Below are 18,631 nucleotides of genomic sequence, written 5' to 3'. Positions count from 1 at the left end.
TCAGCCGCGGCGCGCCAGCAACGCGACCCCGGCCGCTGCCACGACCACGCCGGCGGCCAGGTTGCCGAGAAAAGCCGCGGACGACGCAGCGGTTTCGTCGCCGTAGCGCAGGACCAGCGGGGAGACCGCGGCCCACGCGCCGAGGACCGGCAGCACCCAGGTCAACGGCCGTGGGCGCAACGCCGCCAGGAGCACGACGGCCAGCCCGGCCACGGTGTTGCTCACCGCCAGCTCCGCGGAGCCGCCGAAACGGATCAGCCACGGCGCGGCGATCAGGTACAGCCCTGCCAGCAGGGCGAGCCCCGCCGCGGCCGCCGTGACCGCGCCGGTCCCGGACGCGGTATCGGATCCATGGGACATCTCGGATCACCTCAGCAGAAATCGGCTTCCCTGGGGGGATACCCGCTCCGGCCCGCGTTCACGCCGGGATCCGTACCCCGCGCTCAGGCCCCGGCCGCCGCGCACGCCTCCCGCAACCGCGGCCGCACCGGGACGGCCGCACCGACCCCGGACACCGCGAACGCCCGCAGCACCAGCGATCCCGTCGCGACCACGGAGAGTGCCGGACGGGACCGCAGAGCCTCCTCCAATGCCCGCAATCCGGCACAACTGAGGTAACCCACCCGGGTAAGGTCGACGACCAGCTTCTCCCCCGCCCCGCACGCATCGGACAGCACGGCGCGGAAGTACCCGACCGAGGCCAGATCGATTTCCCCCGCGGCGGTCACCAGCACCACGTCACCGTCACGGACGGTGGTGAGGAGAGTGAGACCGTTCGCCCCGCGGCAGGAAGCCATCCACACGACGGTACGCGCCCCCGGGGGCCGGTCAAAGGTTCCGGCAGGGCAGGTCACCGAGATGGACGCGTGCGGTGCGTGATACCGGTACCGGGTCGTGCGGTCCGGGCGGTGCGCGACGGGTCGTTCCGTGGTGCGGCAGCATCGGGAACGGATCGTTCGGGTGGTGCGCGAGCCAGGGCATGCCGAACGAACCCCTGTGGCAGCTTCGCCGGGGTCATTCGGACTGAGCGAAGCAATGCCGCCTCGCGCCGATGCGGCCCGCGCCCGCAAAAACCGGCGTCGCTTGAGCCTCCATGTTTCATCGAGCCTGTCCATACATGCCTGCGGGCCGCATCACTGACCCAACCGCGCGGCCAACCCCATGCGCTGCGATCACCCCGGTGCGCAGCGACCCTGCGCCCGAAAGTCCCCCATCTACCATCGGCTACGGCACCGATCACGCCCACGGAACCCGCGCAAGCTGTTCCACCGCAAGCCATTCACGCCCGCGGTGGAACAGCCTTACCCACACAGGTGAGGCCAAGCATCTCCACCGTCACCCTGCGAACCCGCCCCGCGCCCGTCGACCTACCGCGGAGCAGCACGCGATCCGGACCGGTCACAGGCGCCCTGGGCCACGCCACCACCCGCACCGGCGCTCACCCCTGGGCGAGCAGCTTGTCCCGCAGTTGCGGAGCATCGGCCAGGCCATCACGCAGAACGGCCTCCCGCCGTGACCGCAGGCCCTCGTGCGGTGCCTCCGCCCAGTCCAGCGGGCCGTGCGGCGGCTGCGGGTCGTACTCGATGGCGAATTGCACGCTCCGGGCCGCGGCCGGGCCCGCGATCCGTTCGACCAGGTGCAGGGCGAGGTCGATGCCGGCCGACACGCCGGCGGCGGTGATCACCGGGCCGTCCTCCACCCACCGCTGCGCGACCGGCTCCGCACCGAAGGCCCGCAGCAGATCCCGGAACAGCCAGTGCGTGGTGGCTTTCCGTCCTTCCAGCAGGCCCGCCTCGCCGAGCAGCAGCGAACCGGTGCACACCGACGTCATCAGCGCGGCCCCGGCCGCGGCGCGGCGGAGGTAGCCGATCAGCGTGGTGTCGGACAGCGCGCGCAGCGTGGGCGCGGCGCCGCCGGGCACGAGCACCCAGTCCGGATCCGGGACCTCGGCGAACGTGTGGCTCGGCGCGACCCGCAGCGGGGTGTCCGTGCCGAGCACCTCCCGGGTCTCGCCCACGACCACGACCCGCACCGACGGATCGGTTGCCGCGTGGTGGTTGAGTACCTGAAGCGGGCCGACCAGATCCAGCACGGTGAAACCCGGGTACACGACGAAGGCGAAGGTCTTTTCGATCATGTCCCCACCGTCCCGCCGCACGCCGGGCGCCGCCCGGCCGATGTCCGGAATCCTGCGAACCCTGTCTTCCGGACGGGCGGGGCTGCTACCGTACCGGCCATGCCGGGTGCCCCGCGGCAGGTCGTGCTCATCGGGTACGCCGACGCCGAACTGCTGGACATCGCCTGCGTCGCGGACGTGCTCGACGTGGCCAACCGGCTCGGCGCCGGCCGGCCGTACCGGGTCCGTCTGGCCACTGTGGACGGACAGCCGTTCCCCTGCCAGTCCGGACTCACCCTCACCCCGCACGCGCGGCTCGACCAGATCCGCGGCGAACTCGACACGCTCGTGGTCGCGGGCGGCATCGGGCACCGGGCGGCCGCCGCGGATCAGCGGCTGCTCGAACACGTCCGGCGGCTGTCCCAGCGAAGCCGGCGGACCGCGTCGGTGTGCACCGGATCCGGCGTGCTCGCCGCGGCCGGGCTGCTCAGCGGGCGCCGCGCGACCACGCACTGGGCCCACGCGACGGAGCTGGCCGCGCGGTATCCGGCCGTGTCGGTGGACCCGGTCCCGCTCTTCGTGCGGCACGGCGACACCTACACCTCGGCCGGCGTGACCAGCGGGCTCGACCTCACCCTCGCCTTCGTCGAGGAGGACCACGGCCCGACCCTCGCCCGCGAAGCCGCCCGCGCGCTGGTGACCTACCTGCAGCGGCCGGGAAATCAGGCCCAGGTGAGCATGTTCCTGTCCGGGCCGCCGCCGGAGCACCGGCAGGTCCGCGACCTCACCGCCTACGTCGCCGAGCACCTCGCCGGGGACCTCGGCACGCCCGTGCTCGCGCGGCAGGCGGGCATCAGCGCCCGGCAGCTCACCCGGCTGTTCGACGCCCATCTCGGGACCACGCCCGGGAAATACGTCCGCACCGTGCGCGCCGAACACGCCGCCCGCATGCTGTCCGGCACGGACCTCCCGCTCACCGCCATCGCCCGGCGCTGCGGCTTCGGGTCGACCGAAACGCTGCGACAGGCGTTCCTCGACCACTTCGACACCCCGCCCTCGGCTTACCGGCGGGTGCACGTGCGCACCGCGTACGCGTGAGCGAAACGCCGGATCCGCCCGGCTCCTCCCCCACCCGGTACCGGTGAACCCGCCGCCGGGAGGGCAGGATGTGCGCCGTGGCACCGCGCGACTACCCCGACGACGACCCCGGCCCCGAACACCGGGACCCCGGCACACCGCCCCCTTCGCGCGCCCGGCCGGTGCCCCCGGACGACCCACGCCGAGCCCGGCGTCCCCGCGCCGGCGGACCGGAACGCTCTGTCCCGGCGCGACGGCCCGGCGGCGATCCCCATCCCGGAGTGGACTCCAGTGGGCAGTGGCATGGGGCGGATTCAGATGCCGGGTGGACTGGCGGTGACCCGGCCGCACCCTGGCCCGGCCCCGAACAGTCACGCAGGCAGCGGCCCAGCGGCGAACCGACCGGTGCGTGGCAGGGCGCCGAGCCGCCTCGCCGACCACGACACGAGCCCCATCCCCCTCGTCCCGAGCGGCCCGACGCACCACGCCGTACCCGCACCGGACACCCCACGGACGGGACCGGCCGTGCGCGCCGTCCGCGCGACGAAAGTGTCCCGGCGGAGGGCGATTCACCCCGGCGCCCGGCGCGCCGAGACCGGGACACCCCGCCTCCGGCCAGGCCTCGCCGGACCACCGGCGAGCATCCGGCTCCCGGCCGTCCGCGGGCCGGAGGGCGACCCGGCGAAGACCGCGGCCCGGCCGGACCGTCCGAAGTGGACACCGCGGAAACCGGTCCGCACCCGCCGATCCGCCGGGCACGCACCGGGCCGGGCACCCGGAACCGGCCGCGACCGGACCACGACGACGGGCCGGACCACCGGCAGGCCGGCGACCACGAGACCGGCTACGACCACGAGCCGGACCCTGGCCACCGACACGGCCACGGACATGGGCATGGCCACGGCCCCGCCGCCCCCGCCTCGGAACGGGTCCGCACCCTGCTCACCTGGTTGCTGGCCCCGCTCGCCGTCGCGACCGTCGTCGCGATGATCGTGCTCTATCCCTGGGGAAAAGCGCTGCCGTCGAGCACCGTCACGCAGGGCACGCCGGTGGCGGCGAACATCGTCACCGCCGCCTCCGGGCCGTGCCTGCAACCGGGGCAAGTGCAGGTCGGCTCGCAGCCCGCGCCGGGCGACAAGCCCTGCCTGACCGTGCAGCTGCGGATGACCAACGGTCCGGCGCCGGGCAAGTCCCTGCAGCTGACCGTGCCGATCGAGCCGAGCACGCCGCGGTTCTCCGCGGGCGACGACGTGGTGCTCGCCTACAACGGCGGCAACGCGCTGGATCCCCAGTCGTTCCAGCTGGTCGACTTCCAGCGGAGCACACCGCTGGTGCTGCTGGCCGCGCTCTTCGCGGTGGCGGTGCTCGTGCTGGGCCGCTGGCAGGGCCTGGCCGCGCTGGTCGCGCTGGGGCTGAGCTTCGTGGTGATCGTGCTGTTCGTGCTGCCCGCGATCCTCGCCGGGGAAAGCCCGCTGCTGGTCGCGATCGCGGGAGCGGGCGCGATCATGTTCCTGGCGCTGTACCTGACGCACGGGCTGTCCGCGAGAACCTCCGTGGCGGTACTCGGCACGCTGGTCAGCCTGGCCCTGATCGGCGTGCTGTCGGCGATCTTCTCCGCCGCCGCCTCACTCACCGGCCTCGACGACGCCACGACCACCCTGATCGGCTCGCTCGGCCACGGCATCGACGCCCGCGGTCTCCTGCTCGCCGGGATCGTGATCGGCGCGCTGGGCGTGCTCGACGACGTGACGATCACGCAGACGAGCGCGGTGTGGGAACTGCGCCGCGCCAACCCGTCGCTCGGCTGGCGCGAGCTGTACGGCGCGGGCCTGCGCATCGGCCGTGACCACGTGGGTTCGGCGGTCAACACGCTCGTGATGGCCTACGCCGGCGCCGCGCTGCCGGTGATGCTGTACTCCGCGATTTCCGGCGTCGGGCTGGGTTCGCTGCTCACCAGCGAGGACATCGCCTCGGAGATCATCCGGACGCTGGCCGGTTCGGTGGGCATCGTCGCGGCGGTCCCGGTGACCACCGTGCTGGCCGCGCTGATCGCCTCCCGCGAGCCGGTGGACCACCTCATCAGCACCACCAAACGCGCCGCGCCACAGCAGTAACACCGGCTCCGCCCCGGTCTCGCCCGTCGTCGGCAGGTGCGGTACGAAGTGCCCGACGCCGCACTCGAGGAGGGACCGTGTTCACAGCCGTCCTGGCCGGGCCCCGGGTCACCGTGCACCTCGTCCGCCGTCTCTTCGCCGCGGCGCTGGAGGCCGCCGAATCGGTGCCGCGCATCGCCACCGCCCTCGACGACGTCCGCGCCACGCTCCGTCAGCTGGAACGGCTGCTCACCTACGTCGCCGAGGAGCTGCCGGAGCTGTCCGACCAGCTCGACCGCATCCGCGCCCGGGTGGACGGCCTCGAACAACAGGCACGGCACCGCACCGAGACGGCCCGGTCCTGAGGCCGGGTCAGTCCAGCGTGGCCACGAACCGGCTCACGGCCTCCATCGGGAAGCGCTGCAGGTAACGGCCGGACGGAGCGGCCGAGGCGAACCGGTACAGCGGGCGTTCCGCGACCGCGTCACCCCGGGCTTCCGCACGGAGTTCGGCCACCAGCAACTCGGAGAAGACCAGCCCGTTGGCCTCGGTGTTGTTCAGCAGCGCGTCCGCGAGCCGGCGCAGCACCAGCGGGCCGAGTTCCCGTCCGCCGGTGCCGGCGAACGCGGCCACGTCCAGCTTCACCGAGCGGCGGCGGTGACCGGCGTGCACCAGCAGGCCCACCGTGCGGGTGCCGCGAACGTCGGTGACCACCACCTCCACCCGCGGCGCGGCCATCAGGTCCACCCGCCGCACGCCCCAGGTCCGGACCACCAGTTCGGTACCCTCCAGCCAGATCCGCCGGCGGAAGGCGAACAGCACCACGTACACCAGCGGCAGCCCGATCACCCCCGCGGTCACCAGTCCGGGCACCCGGCCGCCGATCAGCCCGGCGATCCCGCCGAACGCGGCCGCCACGATCAGCACGCCGACGATCCCCGACCACAGCCGGCGGCGGCGCCCCTTCGGGTCCTGCTCGAACAACGGCGTGCGCTCCGGCGACGGCGCGCCGTTCCCGCCGCTCACCGCGCCGCGCCGGGCAGGTGCGGGTTGCCGGCGCGTTCCCGCCCGAGTGTGGTGGCCGGGCCGTGGCCGGGCAGCACGACGGTGTCGTCGGCCAAGGTGAGCAAGGTACGCAACGATTTCTCCAGGTCGGCGCCGGAGCCGCGGGTACGCCCGATCGACCCGGCGAACAGCGTGTCCCCCGTGAGCACCAGCCTGCCACCTTCGTCCGTTTCGACGGTGAAGGCCACCGACCCGGGCGTGTGCCCCGGCAACGGAAGCACCCCGACGGTCAGGCCCGCGACAGTCAACGGTCCCTCGGCGAGCGGTTCCCACGGCCCCTCGTAGCCGTCCGCGTCCGCCGGGTGCAGCCGCAGCCGCACGCCGTATCGCTCCGACGCGGCCATGGCCCCGCCGATGTGGTCCGGATGCCCGTGCGTGGCCAGCAGCGCGGCGTGCGTCAGGCCGTGCTCGGCCAGCGCGGCCGCAAGCGGCTCGGCCGCGCCCTCCCCCGGATCCACCACGACGCACGGGCCTCCCGACACGCGCGCCAGCAGATAACAGTTCGACTGCAGCGGGCCCGCGGAGAATCCGGCGACGAGCACGAAATATCCTCCGGCGAAGTCGTCCCGATCACGATCACGAAGAGACTAGCCGCCCCTGTACAGAGTCCTCACAGGCCGTGGCAATACACTGCCGCTACCTCAGACGTGTGACTCCGAGCGGAAACTGGAGGGCGGGTGGCGACCAACCAGCAGCGCCGCGAGGCTGCGAAGCGCAAACTCGAGCGGCAGCTCGTGCGCCGGGCCGAGCGAGCGAAGCGGCGCAAGATCGTGGGCGCTGGAGTGGTCGGCGGTGTGGTGCTCATCGTCGCCGGTCTGGTCGTGTGGATCGTGAACAGCGGGGGCAACGGCGACCAGGCCGCCGCCACCCCGCCGTCGAGTTCGAACCCGCCGATGCCGACGGTCAAGAACATCCCGTCCGAGCGGGCCGCGATGCCGACCCGCCCCAAGGCGCTGCCGAACCCGGCGACGTGCGCCTACCCGGAGGACAAGACCGGCCAGGCGCCGGCGAAGAAGCCGCCGGTGCCCGACGGCAAGAACGTGTCCTCCAGCGGCACCGTCACGGTCACCATGAAGACCACCCAGGGCGACATCCCGATGACCCTGGACCGCGCGCTCGCGCCGTGCACCGTGCAGAGCTTCGTGAGCCTGGCCAAGGCCGGCTTCTACACCGACACGATCTGCCACCGCCTCGGCGTGGACGACCAGCTGCAGATGCTGCAGTGCGGCGACCCCACCGCGAAGGGCGACGTCAGCCAGGACGGCCGCGGCGGCCCCGGCTACACGGTGCCGGACGAGGTCGTCGACACCACGAAGTACGGCCGCGGCCTGCTCGCGATGGCCAACACCGGCCAGCCGAACAGCGGCGGCAGCCAGTTCTTCATGCTCTACGGCAACGCGCAGCTGCAGCCGCAGTACACCGTCTTCGGCAGCATCGCCGACTCCGGGCTGCAGGTGCTGGACAAGATCGCGAAGGCCGGCCTCGGCTCGGTCGGCCAGGACGGCGTCACCGGCGAGCCGAAGGAACCCGTCAAGTTCACCTCGGTCACCGTCTCCTGACCACTCCCGACCACAAGCTGTGAAGGGTCCCTTCACGGACTCTGAGTCCGTGAAGGGTCCCTTCACAGCTTTCAGGGTCCGGCAGCGCGGGGTCAGTCGGTGAACTCCGGCGTGCGGCGGGTCAGGAACGCGTCCACGCCCTCCGCGTAGTCCGCGCCGTGCAGGACCGACAGCCGGAGGTCCTCGGTCTCCTGGTCCGGTTCCGTCTGGCCGGCCACGATCTTCTCGATGATCCGGTTCATCCCGCGCACCGAGCCCTGCGAACGCGCGCAGAGCGTGCCGATGAACCGCGCGGTGGCGGCTTCGAGTTCGGCGGCCGGGACCACCTCGTGCACGAGGCCGATCTCGCGGGCGCGCGAGGCGCCCACCAGTTCTCCGGACAGCAGCAGGTATTTCGCGTGCGCCGGGCCGACCAGCGAGACCAGCAGCCGGGTGGAGGCGAAGTGGTAGACGATGCCCAGCCGCGCCGGGGTGATGCCGAACCGGGCGTCGCCGGCGGCGAAGCGGAAATCGCAGGCCACCGAGAGCTGGCAGCCGCCGCCGATGCAGTTGCCCTGGATCATCGCCACGGACGGCTTCCGCATACCGGTCAGCGCGGCCACCGCGGCGTCGACGGCCTGGTCGTAGGTCGTGACGGCCTCGGCGGTGGCGCGCAGCGTGCGGAACTCGCCGATGTCCGCACCGGCGGAGAAGTGCGGCCCCTCGCCGGTCAGCAGGAGCACCTTCAGCCCCGGATCCGCCTCGACCCGCGCGACGACGTCCGGGATCGCCGACCAGATCTCGTGCGTGATGGCGTTCATCTTCGCCGGCCTGCAGAAGGTGAGCCTGCCGATCGCGCCGTCGGAGGTGAAGGAGAAACCGTCGGTCATGGCCAGCACCCTAGCCGGAACCGGGCCCCGGTCAGGACGCGGAAGTGACCCGGTACACGTCGTAGACGCCCTCCACCCCGCGCACCACCTTCAGCACGTGCCCGAGGTGCTTCGGATCGCCCATCTCGAAGGAGAACCGGCTCACCGCGACCCGGTCGCGCGAGGTGGTGACCGAGGCGGAGAGGATGTTGACCTTCTCGTCCGCGAGCACCTTCGTCACGTCCGAGAGCAGCCGGTGCCGGTCCAGCGCCTCGACCTGGATCGCGACCAGGAACACCGAGGACGAGGACGGCGCCCACTCCACCTCGACCAGCCGCTCGGGCTGGGCGCGCAGATCGCCGGCGTTGGTGCAGTCGGTGCGGTGCACGCTCACCCCGCCGCCGCGGGTGACGAACCCGAGGATCTCGTCGCCCGGCACCGGGGTGCAGCAGCGCGCCAGCTTCGCCCAGATGTCCCCCGCGCCCTTGACGATCACGCCCACGTCATTGGAGCCGCGGCGGCGCGTGACGGTGGACGGCGTGGCCCGCTCGGCCAGCTCCTCCTCCGCCTCGTCCACCCCGCCGAGCAGCGCGACCAGCCGCTGCACGACGTGCTTGGCGCTGGTGTGCCCCTCGCCGACGGCCGCGTACAGCGAGGAGATGTCGCCGTGGCGCAGCTCCTTGGCCACCGAGCCCATCGACTCCGCCGACACCAGCCGCTGGATCGGCAGGCCGACCTTGCGGATCTCCTTGGTGATCGCCTCCTTGCCGGCGTCGATCGCCTCGTCGCGGCGTTCCTTGGCGAACCACTGGCGGACCTTCGCCCGCGCCTTCGGCGACCCGGCGAACTGCAGCCAGTCCCGGCTCGGCCCGGCGTTGTCCGCCTTGGACGTGAAGATCTCCACGACCTCGCCGTTTTCGAGCTTGCGCTCCAGCGCGACGAGCCGCCCGTTCACCCGGGCGCCGATGCAGCGGTGCCCGACCTCGGTGTGCACCGCGTAGGCGAAGTCCACCGGGGTGGACTCGGCGGGCAGCGTGATCACGTCACCCTTGGGCGTGAACACGAAGATCTCCCGCGCGCCGAGTTCGTAGCGCAGCGACTCCAGGAAATCACCCGGATCGGCCGCCTCCCGCTGCCAGTCGAGCAGCTGGCGCATCCAGGCGATCTCGTCCAGCTCCATGCCGCCGCCGTTGGTGGCGTGCGTACCCTTGGTCTCCTTGTACCGCCAGTGCGCGGCGATGCCGTACTCCGCGGTGCGGTGCATCTCGTAGGTGCGGATCTGCACTTCCAGCGGTTTGCCGTCCGGGCCGATCACGGTGGTGTGCAAGGACTGGTACACGCCGAACCGCGGCTGCGCGATGTAGTCCTTGAACCGGCCGGGCACCGGCTGCCACAGCGCGTGCACCACACCCATCGCGGCGTAGCAGTCCCGCACGTCCTCGACCAGGATCCGCACGCCCACCAGATCGTGGATGTCGTCGAGATCGCGGCCGCGGACGATCATCTTCTGGTGGATCGAGTAGTAGTGCTTGGGCCGCCCCTCGACCTTTGCGGTGACCCGTGAGGACACCAGGTTCGCGGTCAGATCCGCGATCACCTTGCGCAGGTAGGTGTCCCGAGACGGCGCGCGGTCGGCGACCAGCCGGACGATCTCGTCGTACTTCTTCGGCTGCAGGATGGCGAACGCGAGGTCCTCCAGCTCCCACTTCACCGTCGCCATGCCGAGCCGGTGCGCGAGCGGGGCGAGCACCTCCAGCGTCTCGCGGGCCTTGCGGGCCTGCTTCTCCGGCGGCAGGAACCGCATGGTGCGCATGTTGTGCAGCCGGTCGGCCAGCTTGATGACGAGCACCCGGGGGTCCTTCGCCATCGCGATCACCATCTTGCGGATGGTCTCCGCCTCCGCCGAGGTGCCGAGCTTCATCTTGTCCAGCTTGGTGACCCCGTCGACCAGCTCGCCGACCTTGTCGCCGAAATCGGCCTTCAGCTGCTCCAGCGAGTACCCGGTGTCCTCCACCGTGTCGTGCAGCAGCGCCGCGACCAGCGTGGTGGTGTCCATGCCGAGTTCGGCGAGGATCGTGGCCACCGCGAGCGGATGCGTGATGTACGGGTCGCCGGACTTGCGCCGCTGCTCACGGTGCAGCTCCTCGGCCACGTCGTAGGCCCGTTGCAGCAGCCCGAGATCCGCGTTGGGATGCAGCTCCCGGTGGCTGACCGCGAGCGGTTCGAGCACCTGCTTGACCGGGGCCGCGCGCTGCGCGGTGATGCGCCGGGCCAGCCGCGCGCGCACCCGGCGGGTCGCCGAGGGAATGGGCGCCGCGCCGTTGCCCCGCGGCGGCTGCGCGCCGGAGCCCTTCCCGGGACCGGCGTCCTTCCCGGCCGCCGAGCCCGTGCCCTGGTTCTTCCCGGGGGCCGCGCTCTTCGGGGAGCCCGGATTCTGCCCGGACACGGAGTTCTTCCCGGAGACTGGGCTCTTCCCGGAGACCGAGCCCTTGGCGGGCACATCGGCGTCGAGCTCCTGGCTCACCCGCACCTCCTGCTGCTCGTGCGGCTTCTGAACCTCCAGCGTAACCGCTGCGCCCCCGCCGCCCCCCGGCGACGCCCCGTTCCCGGGTGAGCCGGGCCACTCACCCCGAAGCTGTGAAGGGACCCTTCACGGACGCAGAGTCTGTGAAGGGTCCCTTCACAGCCCTTGCAGGTCAGACTGACCGCAGCGCGTGCACGGAACGGCCGCCGAGTGCAGCCCGGCCGCCCAGCGCGGCGAGTTCCAGCACGACCGACACGCCGGTCACCGTGGCCCCGGCGTCCTCCAGCAGCTTGCCGGCGGCCACGGCCGTGCCACCGGTGGCGAGCACGTCGTCGAGCACCGCGATCCGCTGCCCGGCCCGAACCACCCCGGCCGGCAGCTCGACGCTCGCAGTGCCGTACTCCAGGGCGTAGTCCACCCGCCCGGCCACCGCGGGCAGCTTGCCCGGCTTGCGCACGAGCACCACGCCGAGACCCCGCAAGTAACCCACCGCTGCGGCGAGCAGGAATCCCCGGGCCTCGACCCCGGCGACCAGCTCGGCCTCCGGCGCCAGCGTGGCGGCGAGGCCGTCGGTCACCGCGGCGAACCCGGCACCGTCGGCGAACAGCGGGCTCAGGTCGCGGAACAGCACCCCCGGCTCGGGGAAGTCCGGCACCTCGGCGATCAGGTCGAGGGCCGCCTCCAGCCGCATCCGCTCAGCGCTTCTTCCGGGGCGCGGACGAACGCGGCTTCGCCTTCGGGATGCGCGCGGGAACCCCGGCCGCCGCCGCGTACGCCTTCTCCTTGCGCAGCTCCGTGGCCAGCTGGTCGTCGTCGCCCGCGTCGAAGTCCGCGCCCTCGCGGGAGGCTGCCTTCGCCCGGCGCGCCCGGACCCGTTCGGCCTGCTGCTTGTACCGCGGATCGCGCATCTTGAAGTCCACCAGCAACGGAGTGGCCAGCGCGACCGAGGACAGCACGCCGACCAGCGTCCCGGTCAGCTGCACCAGCGCCAGGTCCTGCAGGGTGCCCGAGCCGAGCAGGATGTACCCGACGATGAGCAGCCCGAGAATCGGCAGCAGCGCGATGAACGCGGTGTTGAACGAGCGCATCAGCGTCTGGTTCAGCGCCAGGTTCGCCGCCTCGGCGTAGGTGCGACGGCTGAGCCCGAGCAGCCCACGGCTGTTCTCCCGGACCTTGTCGAACACCACCACCGTGTCGTAGAGCGAGAACCCGAGAATGGTCAGCAGGCCGATCACCGTGGCCGGGGTGACCTCGAAGCCGACCAGCGAGTACACACCCGCGGTGACCACGATGTCGTGCAGCAGCGAGATCAGCGCCGCCAGCGCCATCCGCGTGTCGAAGTAGATCGCCAGGAAGATCACCACGGCGACCAGGAACACGCTGAGCGCGATCAGGGCCTGCCGGGAGATCTCCCCGCCCCAGGACGCGCTCACCGCGCTGTCGCTGATCGCCGCCACGCTCGGCTGGCCGTTGCTGCCCTCCGGCGCGAGGTCGGTGAACAGCTGCTGCTTGACCTTCGCCACCGAAGCGGCGTCGAGGGTCTCGGTGCGCAGCTGGAAGGTCGAGGCCGAGCCCGCGCCGACCTGCTGGGTCTCCGCGGGCTGCTCGCCGAGCGCCTTCTGGAACGACTCGATGACCTGCGATTTGGTGATCTCGCCGTGCGCGCCGTGCGCGGGCAGCTGCAGCTGCGTGCCGCCCTCGAACTCGATGCCGAGCTGGAAGCCGCGGAAGACCATCGAGCCGATGCAGGCCAGCAGCAGCAGGACGAAGAACAGGTACCAGCGCTTGCGGGCGCCGATGATGTCCAGCGCGCCGGTGCCGACGTAGAGCCGGTGGAAGAAGGTCTCCTTCTTCTCCTCCGCGCCCGCCGGGGCGGAGGCGGGGGCGTCCTGCGCGCCGGGCACGCCTGCCGGGGTACCGGCGTCCGGGGTGGGGTCTTCGGTAGCCACGTCAGGCCTCCTTCGGGTTCGTGCGGCCGGCCGGCCGGCGCGTGGCCTTGCGCTGCGCGCTCAGCCGCTGCACGGAACCGAGACCGAGGTGCCGCGGGTTCGACAGGAACGGGGATTTCGAGGTGGACACGAGCGCCACCAGCGGATGCGTGACCAGGTAGACCACCACCAGGTCGAGCACCGTGGACATGCCGAGGGTGAACGCGAAGCCCTGCACGTCGCCGACCGCGATCAGGTAGAGGATCGCCGCGGCGAGGAAGCTGACCGCGTCCGAGGCCAGGATCGTGCGCCGGGCCCGGGTCCAGCCGCGCGGGACCGCGGAGCGGAAGGTGCGGCCCTCCCGGATCTCGTCCTTGAGCCGTTCGAAGTAGATCACGAACGAGTCCGCGGTGATGCCGATCGCGATGATCAGGCCGGCCACCCCGGCCAGGTCCAGCGTGTAGCCGATCCACCGGCCCAGCAGCACCAGCGTCGCGTACACCAGCAGTCCGGCCATGCCCAGCGACAGGATCGTCAGGATGCCCAGCAGCCGGTAGTAGAACAGGCAGTAGACGAACACCACGAACAGGCCGATCGCGCCGGCGATCAGCCCGGCCTGCAACGAGGCCAGGCCCAGCGTCGCGGACACCGTGGTGGCGTCGGAGGAGTCGAACGACAGCGGCAGCGAACCGTACTTGAGGATGTCCGCCAGGTTCTTCGCGTCGGACTGGTTGAACTGGCCGGTGATCTGGGTCTGGCCGCCGAGGATCGCGCCCTGGATGGTCGGCGCCGACACCACGTCGGTGTCCAGCACGAACGCGGCCTGCTTGCCGACGTTCGCGGAGGTGAAGTCACCCCAGGTCTTGCTGCCGCCGGCCTTGAAGTTCAGGTCGACCATCCACTGGCCCTTGGTCTGGTCGTAGCCCGAGTTGGCGTCGGAGATCTCCGTGCCGGGCAGGAACTCCGGGCCGAGCACGTACTTGGTCGCGTCCTTGTCCCCGCAGGCGACCAGCGGCTGGTTCGGCAGGTCGTTGCCCTCCAGCGGGTCGGGCTCGTTCGGCGCGCAGACCAGCGCGGACAGCGCAGCCTGCTGGGCGGCCTGGGCCTTGGCCTGGTCGGTGGAGGTCAGGTCGGGGTTCTGCCGGAGCTTCCTGGCCTGCTCGACCGGGGTCGGCCCGCCCGTGCCCGCCGCCGAGGAGGACGGCGGTGCCGAGGGCGTACTGCCCGGGGGCTGCTGCGCCGGGGCGCCCGCGGCGCCACCACCGCCCGGCTTGGCCGGGCTGCTGCTCGGCGCGGTCGAGCTACCCGGCTTGCCCGGCGCGCCCGGCTGGCCCTGCTGGGGCGCCGCCGGGGCGTTGGGCACCGAGGTGATCACCTGGCGGAAGCCCAGCTTCGCGGTCCGGCCGAGGTTCTTCGCCTCGTCGCCCTGCTCACCCGGCACCGTGATGACGACGTTGCTGCCGTCGAGCACCACGTTCGTGCCGCCCACGCCGATGCCGTTGACCCGGGTCTCGATGATCTGCCGAGCCTGGTTGAGCTGGTCACGGCTGGGCTGGCCGCCGTCCGGGGTGCGCGCGGTGAGCGTGACCCGGGTACCGCCCTGCAGGTCGATGCCGAGCTTCGGGGTGGGCTTGCCGTCGCCGGTGAAGAACACCAGGGCGTACAGCGCGACCACGATCAGGGCGAAGAAGGCGAGATAGCGTCCCGGGCGGAGATGCCCGGCCGATGGTGCCACGGTACTTCGGTCTCCTCGGACTGGGGGTGAACCCCCGACAGGTGCGGTCGGCGAGCCGGGAAGCGATGTCCTCCCGGACGCGGCGGGCATGACCGTGACGACGGACACGCACGCAGCACCGAGACCCTACTCGGTGCTGCGTGAGCCCGGCGTTCGCCCTGCGACGCGGCCGGCCGCGGGCGGCTCAGTGCCCCGCTGAGCGGGAGGTCACTTCTTCTCGTGCTCCAGCGGCGGCGCCACCTGTGCGCCCGACTGCTCGGCCTCCACGGTGATGGTCTCCTGCGCGGGGGCCTCCGAAGGGGTCGACGAGATCTCCGCGACGGCCGCCCCGGTGCTCTCCTCGGTCTCGTCGGTCTCGACGGCCGGCTCGACCTTCTCGCGCACCGCCTGCCGCAGCCAGGTGGTCACCACACCGGGGGCGATCTCGAGATCGATCGTGGTGTCCCCGGTCGAGTCCGCGACCGTGGCGTAGAGGCCCGAGGTGGTCATCACCCGGTCGCCGGGAGCGAGGGTGTTCTGCAGCTCCTGCTGGGCGGCCTGCTGCTTCTTCTGCTTGCGGGTACCCATGATGAGCGGCACGGCCACCACGAGCAGCAGCAGCAACGGCAGCAGTAAACTATTCATGACTCTCCATTCGACGGACGCCGCCGGCCGAGGGCCGCGCCCGGTTTTGACGGATGTGCTGGGTTCGAGTGTGCCAGGTGCTCGCGAGAACGCCAGCACCCACCGTCGGTTCGCACCTCATCAGCCCTGGTCGAACAGCGTCGGGCCGCCCTGATCCGGCCGCCCGGCCGGCGGCACCAGGCCGAGATGCGCCCACGCGGCCGGGGTCGCCACCCGGCCCCGCGGCGTGCGGGCGAGCATACCCGCGCGTACCAGGTACGGTTCGCACACTTCCTCCACCGTGGTCGCCTCCTCACCGACGGCCACCGCGAGTGTGGAAATGCCCACCGGTCCCCCGCCGAACGAGCGGGTCAGCGCGCCGAGCACGGCCCGGTCCAGCCGGTCGAGCCCCAGCTCGTCCACGTCGTAGACCTTCAGTGCGGCCTGCGCCACCTCGCGGGTGACGGAGCCGTCCGCGCGTACCTCGGCGTAGTCGCGGACGCGGCGCAGCAGCCGGTTCGCGATCCGCGGGGTGCCCCGCGAGCGGCCGGCGATCTCCGCGCAGCCGTCGCGGTCGATCGCGATGCCGAGGATGGTCGCCGCCCGCCGGACCACCAGCTCCAGCTCGGCGTCGGAATAGAACTCCATCTGGCCGGTGAACCCGAACCGGTCGCGCAGCGGCCCGGTCAGCGAGCCGGACCGGGTGGTGGCCCCGACCAGCGTGAACGGCGCGATCTCCAGCGGGATGCTGGTCGCGCCCGGGCCCTTGCCGACCACGACGTCGACACGGAAGTCCTCCATCGCGAGGTAGAGCATCTCCTCGGCGGGCCGGGCGATCCGGTGGATCTCGTCGATGAACAGCACGTCGCCCGCGGCCAGGTTGGACAGCATCGCGGCCAGGTCGCCGGCCCGTTCCAGGGCCGGCCCCGAGGTGATCCGGATGGCCGCGCCGAGTTCCGCGGCCACGATCATCGCCATGCTCGTCTTGCCCAGTCCAGGCGGGCCGGACAGCAGCACGTGGTCCGGCGGCACCCCGCGCCGCCGGGCGCTCTCCAGCACCAGCTCCAGCTGCTCGCGCACGCGGGGCTGGCCGACGAACTCGTCCAGGCGGCGCGGGCGCAGCGTGGTCTCGAGATCGCCCTCGCCGGTCTGGGCGAGCGCGGACAGCGTCTCGTCGGCCGTCTCGTACCCGCCGGTTTCGAACTCGGTCACCTCGGGGTCCATCGGCTACTGCTTGCGGCCGAGCACGGCGAGCGCGGCACGCAGCACCGAGGAGGTGGTGTGCCCCTCCCCTTCGCCGAGGACCCGGTCGACGGCCTGTTCCGCCTGCTTGGCCGGGAAGCCGAGGCCGGACAACGCCTCCACCACCTCGCCACGCAACGCCCCCGGCGCCGCGACAGCCGGGACGTCCCCCGTCCCGCCGAGCGCGGTGACCTTGTCGCGCAGTTCCAGGCTGAGCCGTTCGGCGCCCTTGCGGCCGATGCCGGGCACCTGCGTGAGCACGGTGATGTTCCCTTCCACCAACGCCGCCCGCAGCTTGTCCGGTTCCAGCACGGCGAGCGTGGCCAGCGCGAGCCGCGGCCCGATCCCGGAGACGGTCTGCAGCAGGCCGAACAGCTCCCGCGCATCCTGCTCCGCGAACCCGAAGAGGGTCAACGAGTCTTCCCGCACGATGAGCGCGGTGTGCAGCCGCGTCTGCTCGCCGCGGCGCAGCGTGGCCAGCGTCGCCGGGGTGGCCTGCACGGCGAGGCCGACCCCGCCGACCTCGACCACCACGTGGTCGAGCCCGACGGACAGCACTTCGCCGCGTACCGAGGAGATCATCGTGGTGCTCCTGTTTCGTCCTGCGTCTTCGGGGGGTCGGCCTGGGGGTCGGGCTGGTGCTTCGAGGTATCAGGCTGCCGGTCCGGAGGCTCAGGCTGCGCTGGACGCACGGCCTGGCGCTTCGGGGCACCCGGGTACCGGGCCGGAGGCCGAGACTTCTTCCGCGGTGGCTCGATCTGATCGATCGAGGCGCCGGCCTGCTGGGGCGGCGACCCGATCTCCCGAGGCGATCCGGCCTGCGGCGGGGAAGTTCCGGCCCGGTGCTTGAGGGACCCGTTCGGCGGCTTCGCCGCTCCGGCCTGTTTGGCCGCCGCGGCCAGCCGGGCCTTGTGCCCGCGGGCCAGTTCGGCCGCGCGTTGCTCGGCTTCGGCCAGCCGGACCCGCATCGGTTCGCGCCAGAGGTGGCAGATGGCCAGCGCGAGCGCGTCCGCCGCGTCCGCCGGCTGGGGTTTGACCTCGAGTCCGAGCAGGCGCATCACCATCGCGGTGACCTGGGCCTTGTCCGCCCGCCCGGACCCCGTGACCGCGGCCTTGACCTCGCTCGGGGTGTGGAACACCACCGGCAGCCCGCGCCGGGCGGCGGCCAGCGCGACCACCCCGCCCGCCTGCGCGGTGCCCATCGCGGTGCGCACGTTGTGCTGGGCGAACACCCGCTCCACCGCGACCGCCGCCGGGCGGTACCGGTCGAGCCAGCGCTCCACCTCGTCGGCGACGCCGAGCAGCCGCTGCGCGAGGTCGGTACCGGCGGGCGTGCGCACCACCCCGACCGCGACCGGGCGCACGGACCGGCCCTTGCCGCCGTCGACGATCCCCAGGCCGCACCTGGTCAGTCCGGGGTCGACCCCGAGCACCCGCACCCGTTCTCCTTCACCCGCGCGAACATCCGTTCGACATGCAGGCTAGCGGTCGCCCCCGCGCCACCGCCGACGGACACGCCCGCCCCGCCGGTCCGGACGATCCCGGCGCGACTCCCGAAGAGGCTGTGAAGGCCACCTTCACAGCCCCAGAGTCCAGGGTCCCGGCAAAGTTGGTCGGGGGCCCGGCAGTGGGCGATGCGGAGGTGTGTGCGACCACCTCGTGGCGTGCGCCGGACCGGTTTCGGGTCTGTGAAGGGACCCTTCACGGACTCTGATAGGGCTTTGTCAGGAGTTGTTGATCTTGTGGTGTGATTCTGGTGTGGATCTTGCTGTGGTGCGGGCTTTGAATGGTGAGCTGGAGCGGTTCGTGATGGAGGTGTTCGTGCCGGGGCAGCCGGTTGC

The 18,631-nt window shown here is 72.2% G+C and carries 17 protein-coding genes and 1 pseudogene; 4 read left to right on the top strand and 14 right to left on the bottom strand.

The features are described from left to right. The 3 genes from D5S19_RS08350 to D5S19_RS08340 form a co-directional block, all read right to left on the bottom strand. Positions 1 to 360: an SPW repeat domain-containing protein gene (locus D5S19_RS08350; RefSeq protein WP_120022752.1), complete on the bottom strand. Its 360-nt coding sequence runs from the start codon at positions 358 to 360 to the stop codon at positions 1 to 3. Positions 361 to 443: 83 nt separating this feature from the next. Beyond that, positions 444 to 797 (bottom strand): STAS domain-containing protein, encoded by a 354-nt coding sequence (locus D5S19_RS08345; RefSeq protein WP_120022838.1) that lies wholly within the window; start codon positions 795 to 797, stop codon positions 444 to 446. A gap of 641 nt (positions 798 to 1,438) precedes the next feature. Beyond that, positions 1,439 to 2,137, bottom strand: a complete 699-nt coding sequence (locus D5S19_RS08340) for a DJ-1/PfpI family protein (protein WP_120022837.1) — start codon at positions 2,135 to 2,137, stop codon at positions 1,439 to 1,441. A gap of 99 nt (positions 2,138 to 2,236) precedes the next feature. Here D5S19_RS08340 and D5S19_RS08335 point away from each other — a divergent pair, with 99 nt between their 5' ends. The 3 genes from D5S19_RS08335 (at position 2,237) to D5S19_RS08325 (ending at position 5,651) form a co-directional block, all read left to right on the top strand. After that, entirely contained in the window at positions 2,237 to 3,214 is a 978-nt protein-coding gene (locus D5S19_RS08335; RefSeq protein ID WP_120022751.1) for a GlxA family transcriptional regulator, read from the top strand. Between the two features lie 692 nt (positions 3,215 to 3,906). After that, positions 3,907 to 5,307 carry a YibE/F family protein gene (locus D5S19_RS08330; RefSeq protein WP_199730397.1) on the top strand — a complete coding sequence of 467 codons (1,401 nt, stop codon included), beginning with the start codon at positions 3,907 to 3,909 and terminating at the stop codon, positions 5,305 to 5,307. 77 nt (positions 5,308 to 5,384) lie between these two features. Then, on the top strand, positions 5,385 to 5,651 hold the full coding sequence (locus D5S19_RS08325; RefSeq protein WP_120022750.1) for a hypothetical protein: 267 nt from the start codon (positions 5,385 to 5,387) through the stop codon (positions 5,649 to 5,651). Between the two features lie 7 nt (positions 5,652 to 5,658). Here D5S19_RS08325 and D5S19_RS08320 read toward each other — a convergent pair whose 3' ends face one another. Both D5S19_RS08320 and D5S19_RS08315 read right to left on the bottom strand, forming a co-directional pair. Next, complete coding sequence (locus D5S19_RS08320) at positions 5,659 to 6,312, bottom strand: hypothetical protein (RefSeq protein WP_120022749.1); 654 nt, start codon at positions 6,310 to 6,312, stop codon at positions 5,659 to 5,661. After that, positions 6,309 to 6,893 carry an MBL fold metallo-hydrolase gene (locus D5S19_RS08315; RefSeq protein WP_120022748.1) on the bottom strand — a complete coding sequence of 195 codons (585 nt, stop codon included), beginning with the start codon at positions 6,891 to 6,893 and terminating at the stop codon, positions 6,309 to 6,311. The genes D5S19_RS08320 and D5S19_RS08315 overlap by 4 nt, the downstream gene beginning before the upstream one ends. Before the next feature lie 135 nt (positions 6,894 to 7,028). On the opposite strand from D5S19_RS08315, the gene D5S19_RS08310 reads away from it, so the two are divergent. Then, positions 7,029 to 7,910 (top strand): peptidylprolyl isomerase, encoded by an 882-nt coding sequence (locus D5S19_RS08310; RefSeq protein WP_120022747.1) that lies wholly within the window; start codon positions 7,029 to 7,031, stop codon positions 7,908 to 7,910. A 92-nt stretch (positions 7,911 to 8,002) separates the two neighbouring features. On the opposite strand, the gene D5S19_RS08305 is transcribed toward D5S19_RS08310, so the two are convergent. From D5S19_RS08305 to ruvC, 9 genes and pseudogenes are all read right to left on the bottom strand, one after another. Next, positions 8,003 to 8,779: an enoyl-CoA hydratase/isomerase family protein gene (locus D5S19_RS08305; protein WP_120022746.1), complete on the bottom strand. Its 777-nt coding sequence runs from the start codon at positions 8,777 to 8,779 to the stop codon at positions 8,003 to 8,005. 31 nt (positions 8,780 to 8,810) lie between these two features. Beyond that, positions 8,811 to 11,204: a RelA/SpoT family protein gene (locus D5S19_RS08300; RefSeq protein WP_407641732.1), complete on the bottom strand. Its 2,394-nt coding sequence runs from the start codon at positions 11,202 to 11,204 to the stop codon at positions 8,811 to 8,813. A gap of 250 nt (positions 11,205 to 11,454) precedes the next feature. Further along, the gene (locus D5S19_RS08295) at positions 11,455 to 11,973 is read right to left on the bottom strand and encodes an adenine phosphoribosyltransferase (protein ID WP_120022745.1); all 519 of its coding nucleotides are present in this window, start codon (positions 11,971 to 11,973) and stop codon (positions 11,455 to 11,457) included. 4 nt (positions 11,974 to 11,977) lie between these two features. Then, positions 11,978 to 13,186 (bottom strand): protein translocase subunit SecF, encoded by a 1,209-nt coding sequence (gene secF, locus D5S19_RS08290; RefSeq protein ID WP_120022833.1) that lies wholly within the window; start codon positions 13,184 to 13,186, stop codon positions 11,978 to 11,980. A gap of 46 nt (positions 13,187 to 13,232) precedes the next feature. Then, positions 13,233 to 14,945, bottom strand: a complete 1,713-nt coding sequence (secD, locus tag D5S19_RS08285; protein ID WP_199730396.1) for a protein translocase subunit SecD — start codon at positions 14,943 to 14,945, stop codon at positions 13,233 to 13,235. 207 nt (positions 14,946 to 15,152) lie between these two features. Next, the gene (gene yajC / locus D5S19_RS08280; RefSeq protein ID WP_120022744.1) at positions 15,153 to 15,569 is read right to left on the bottom strand and encodes a preprotein translocase subunit YajC; all 417 of its coding nucleotides are present in this window, start codon (positions 15,567 to 15,569) and stop codon (positions 15,153 to 15,155) included. Positions 15,570 to 15,689: 120 nt separating this feature from the next. After that, positions 15,690 to 16,772 (bottom strand): Holliday junction branch migration DNA helicase RuvB, encoded by a 1,083-nt coding sequence (ruvB, locus tag D5S19_RS08275; RefSeq protein WP_120022743.1) that lies wholly within the window; start codon positions 16,770 to 16,772, stop codon positions 15,690 to 15,692. Positions 16,773 to 16,775: 3 nt separating this feature from the next. After that, complete coding sequence (gene ruvA, locus D5S19_RS08270; RefSeq protein WP_120022742.1) at positions 16,776 to 17,372, bottom strand: Holliday junction branch migration protein RuvA; 597 nt, start codon at positions 17,370 to 17,372, stop codon at positions 16,776 to 16,778. Between the two features lie 290 nt (positions 17,373 to 17,662). After that, positions 17,663 to 18,229 (bottom strand): annotated as a pseudogene (gene ruvC, locus D5S19_RS08265) (crossover junction endodeoxyribonuclease RuvC); the annotation flags it as partial. Positions 18,230 to 18,631 lie beyond the last annotated feature (402 nt).

This window comes from Amycolatopsis panacis (assembly GCF_003600245.1).
GTDB classification, from domain to species: domain Bacteria; phylum Actinomycetota; class Actinomycetes; order Mycobacteriales; family Pseudonocardiaceae; genus Amycolatopsis; species Amycolatopsis sulphurea.
The sequence above is the reverse complement of the archived record's forward strand: the minus strand, read 5'-3'. Positions and strand labels throughout refer to the sequence as shown.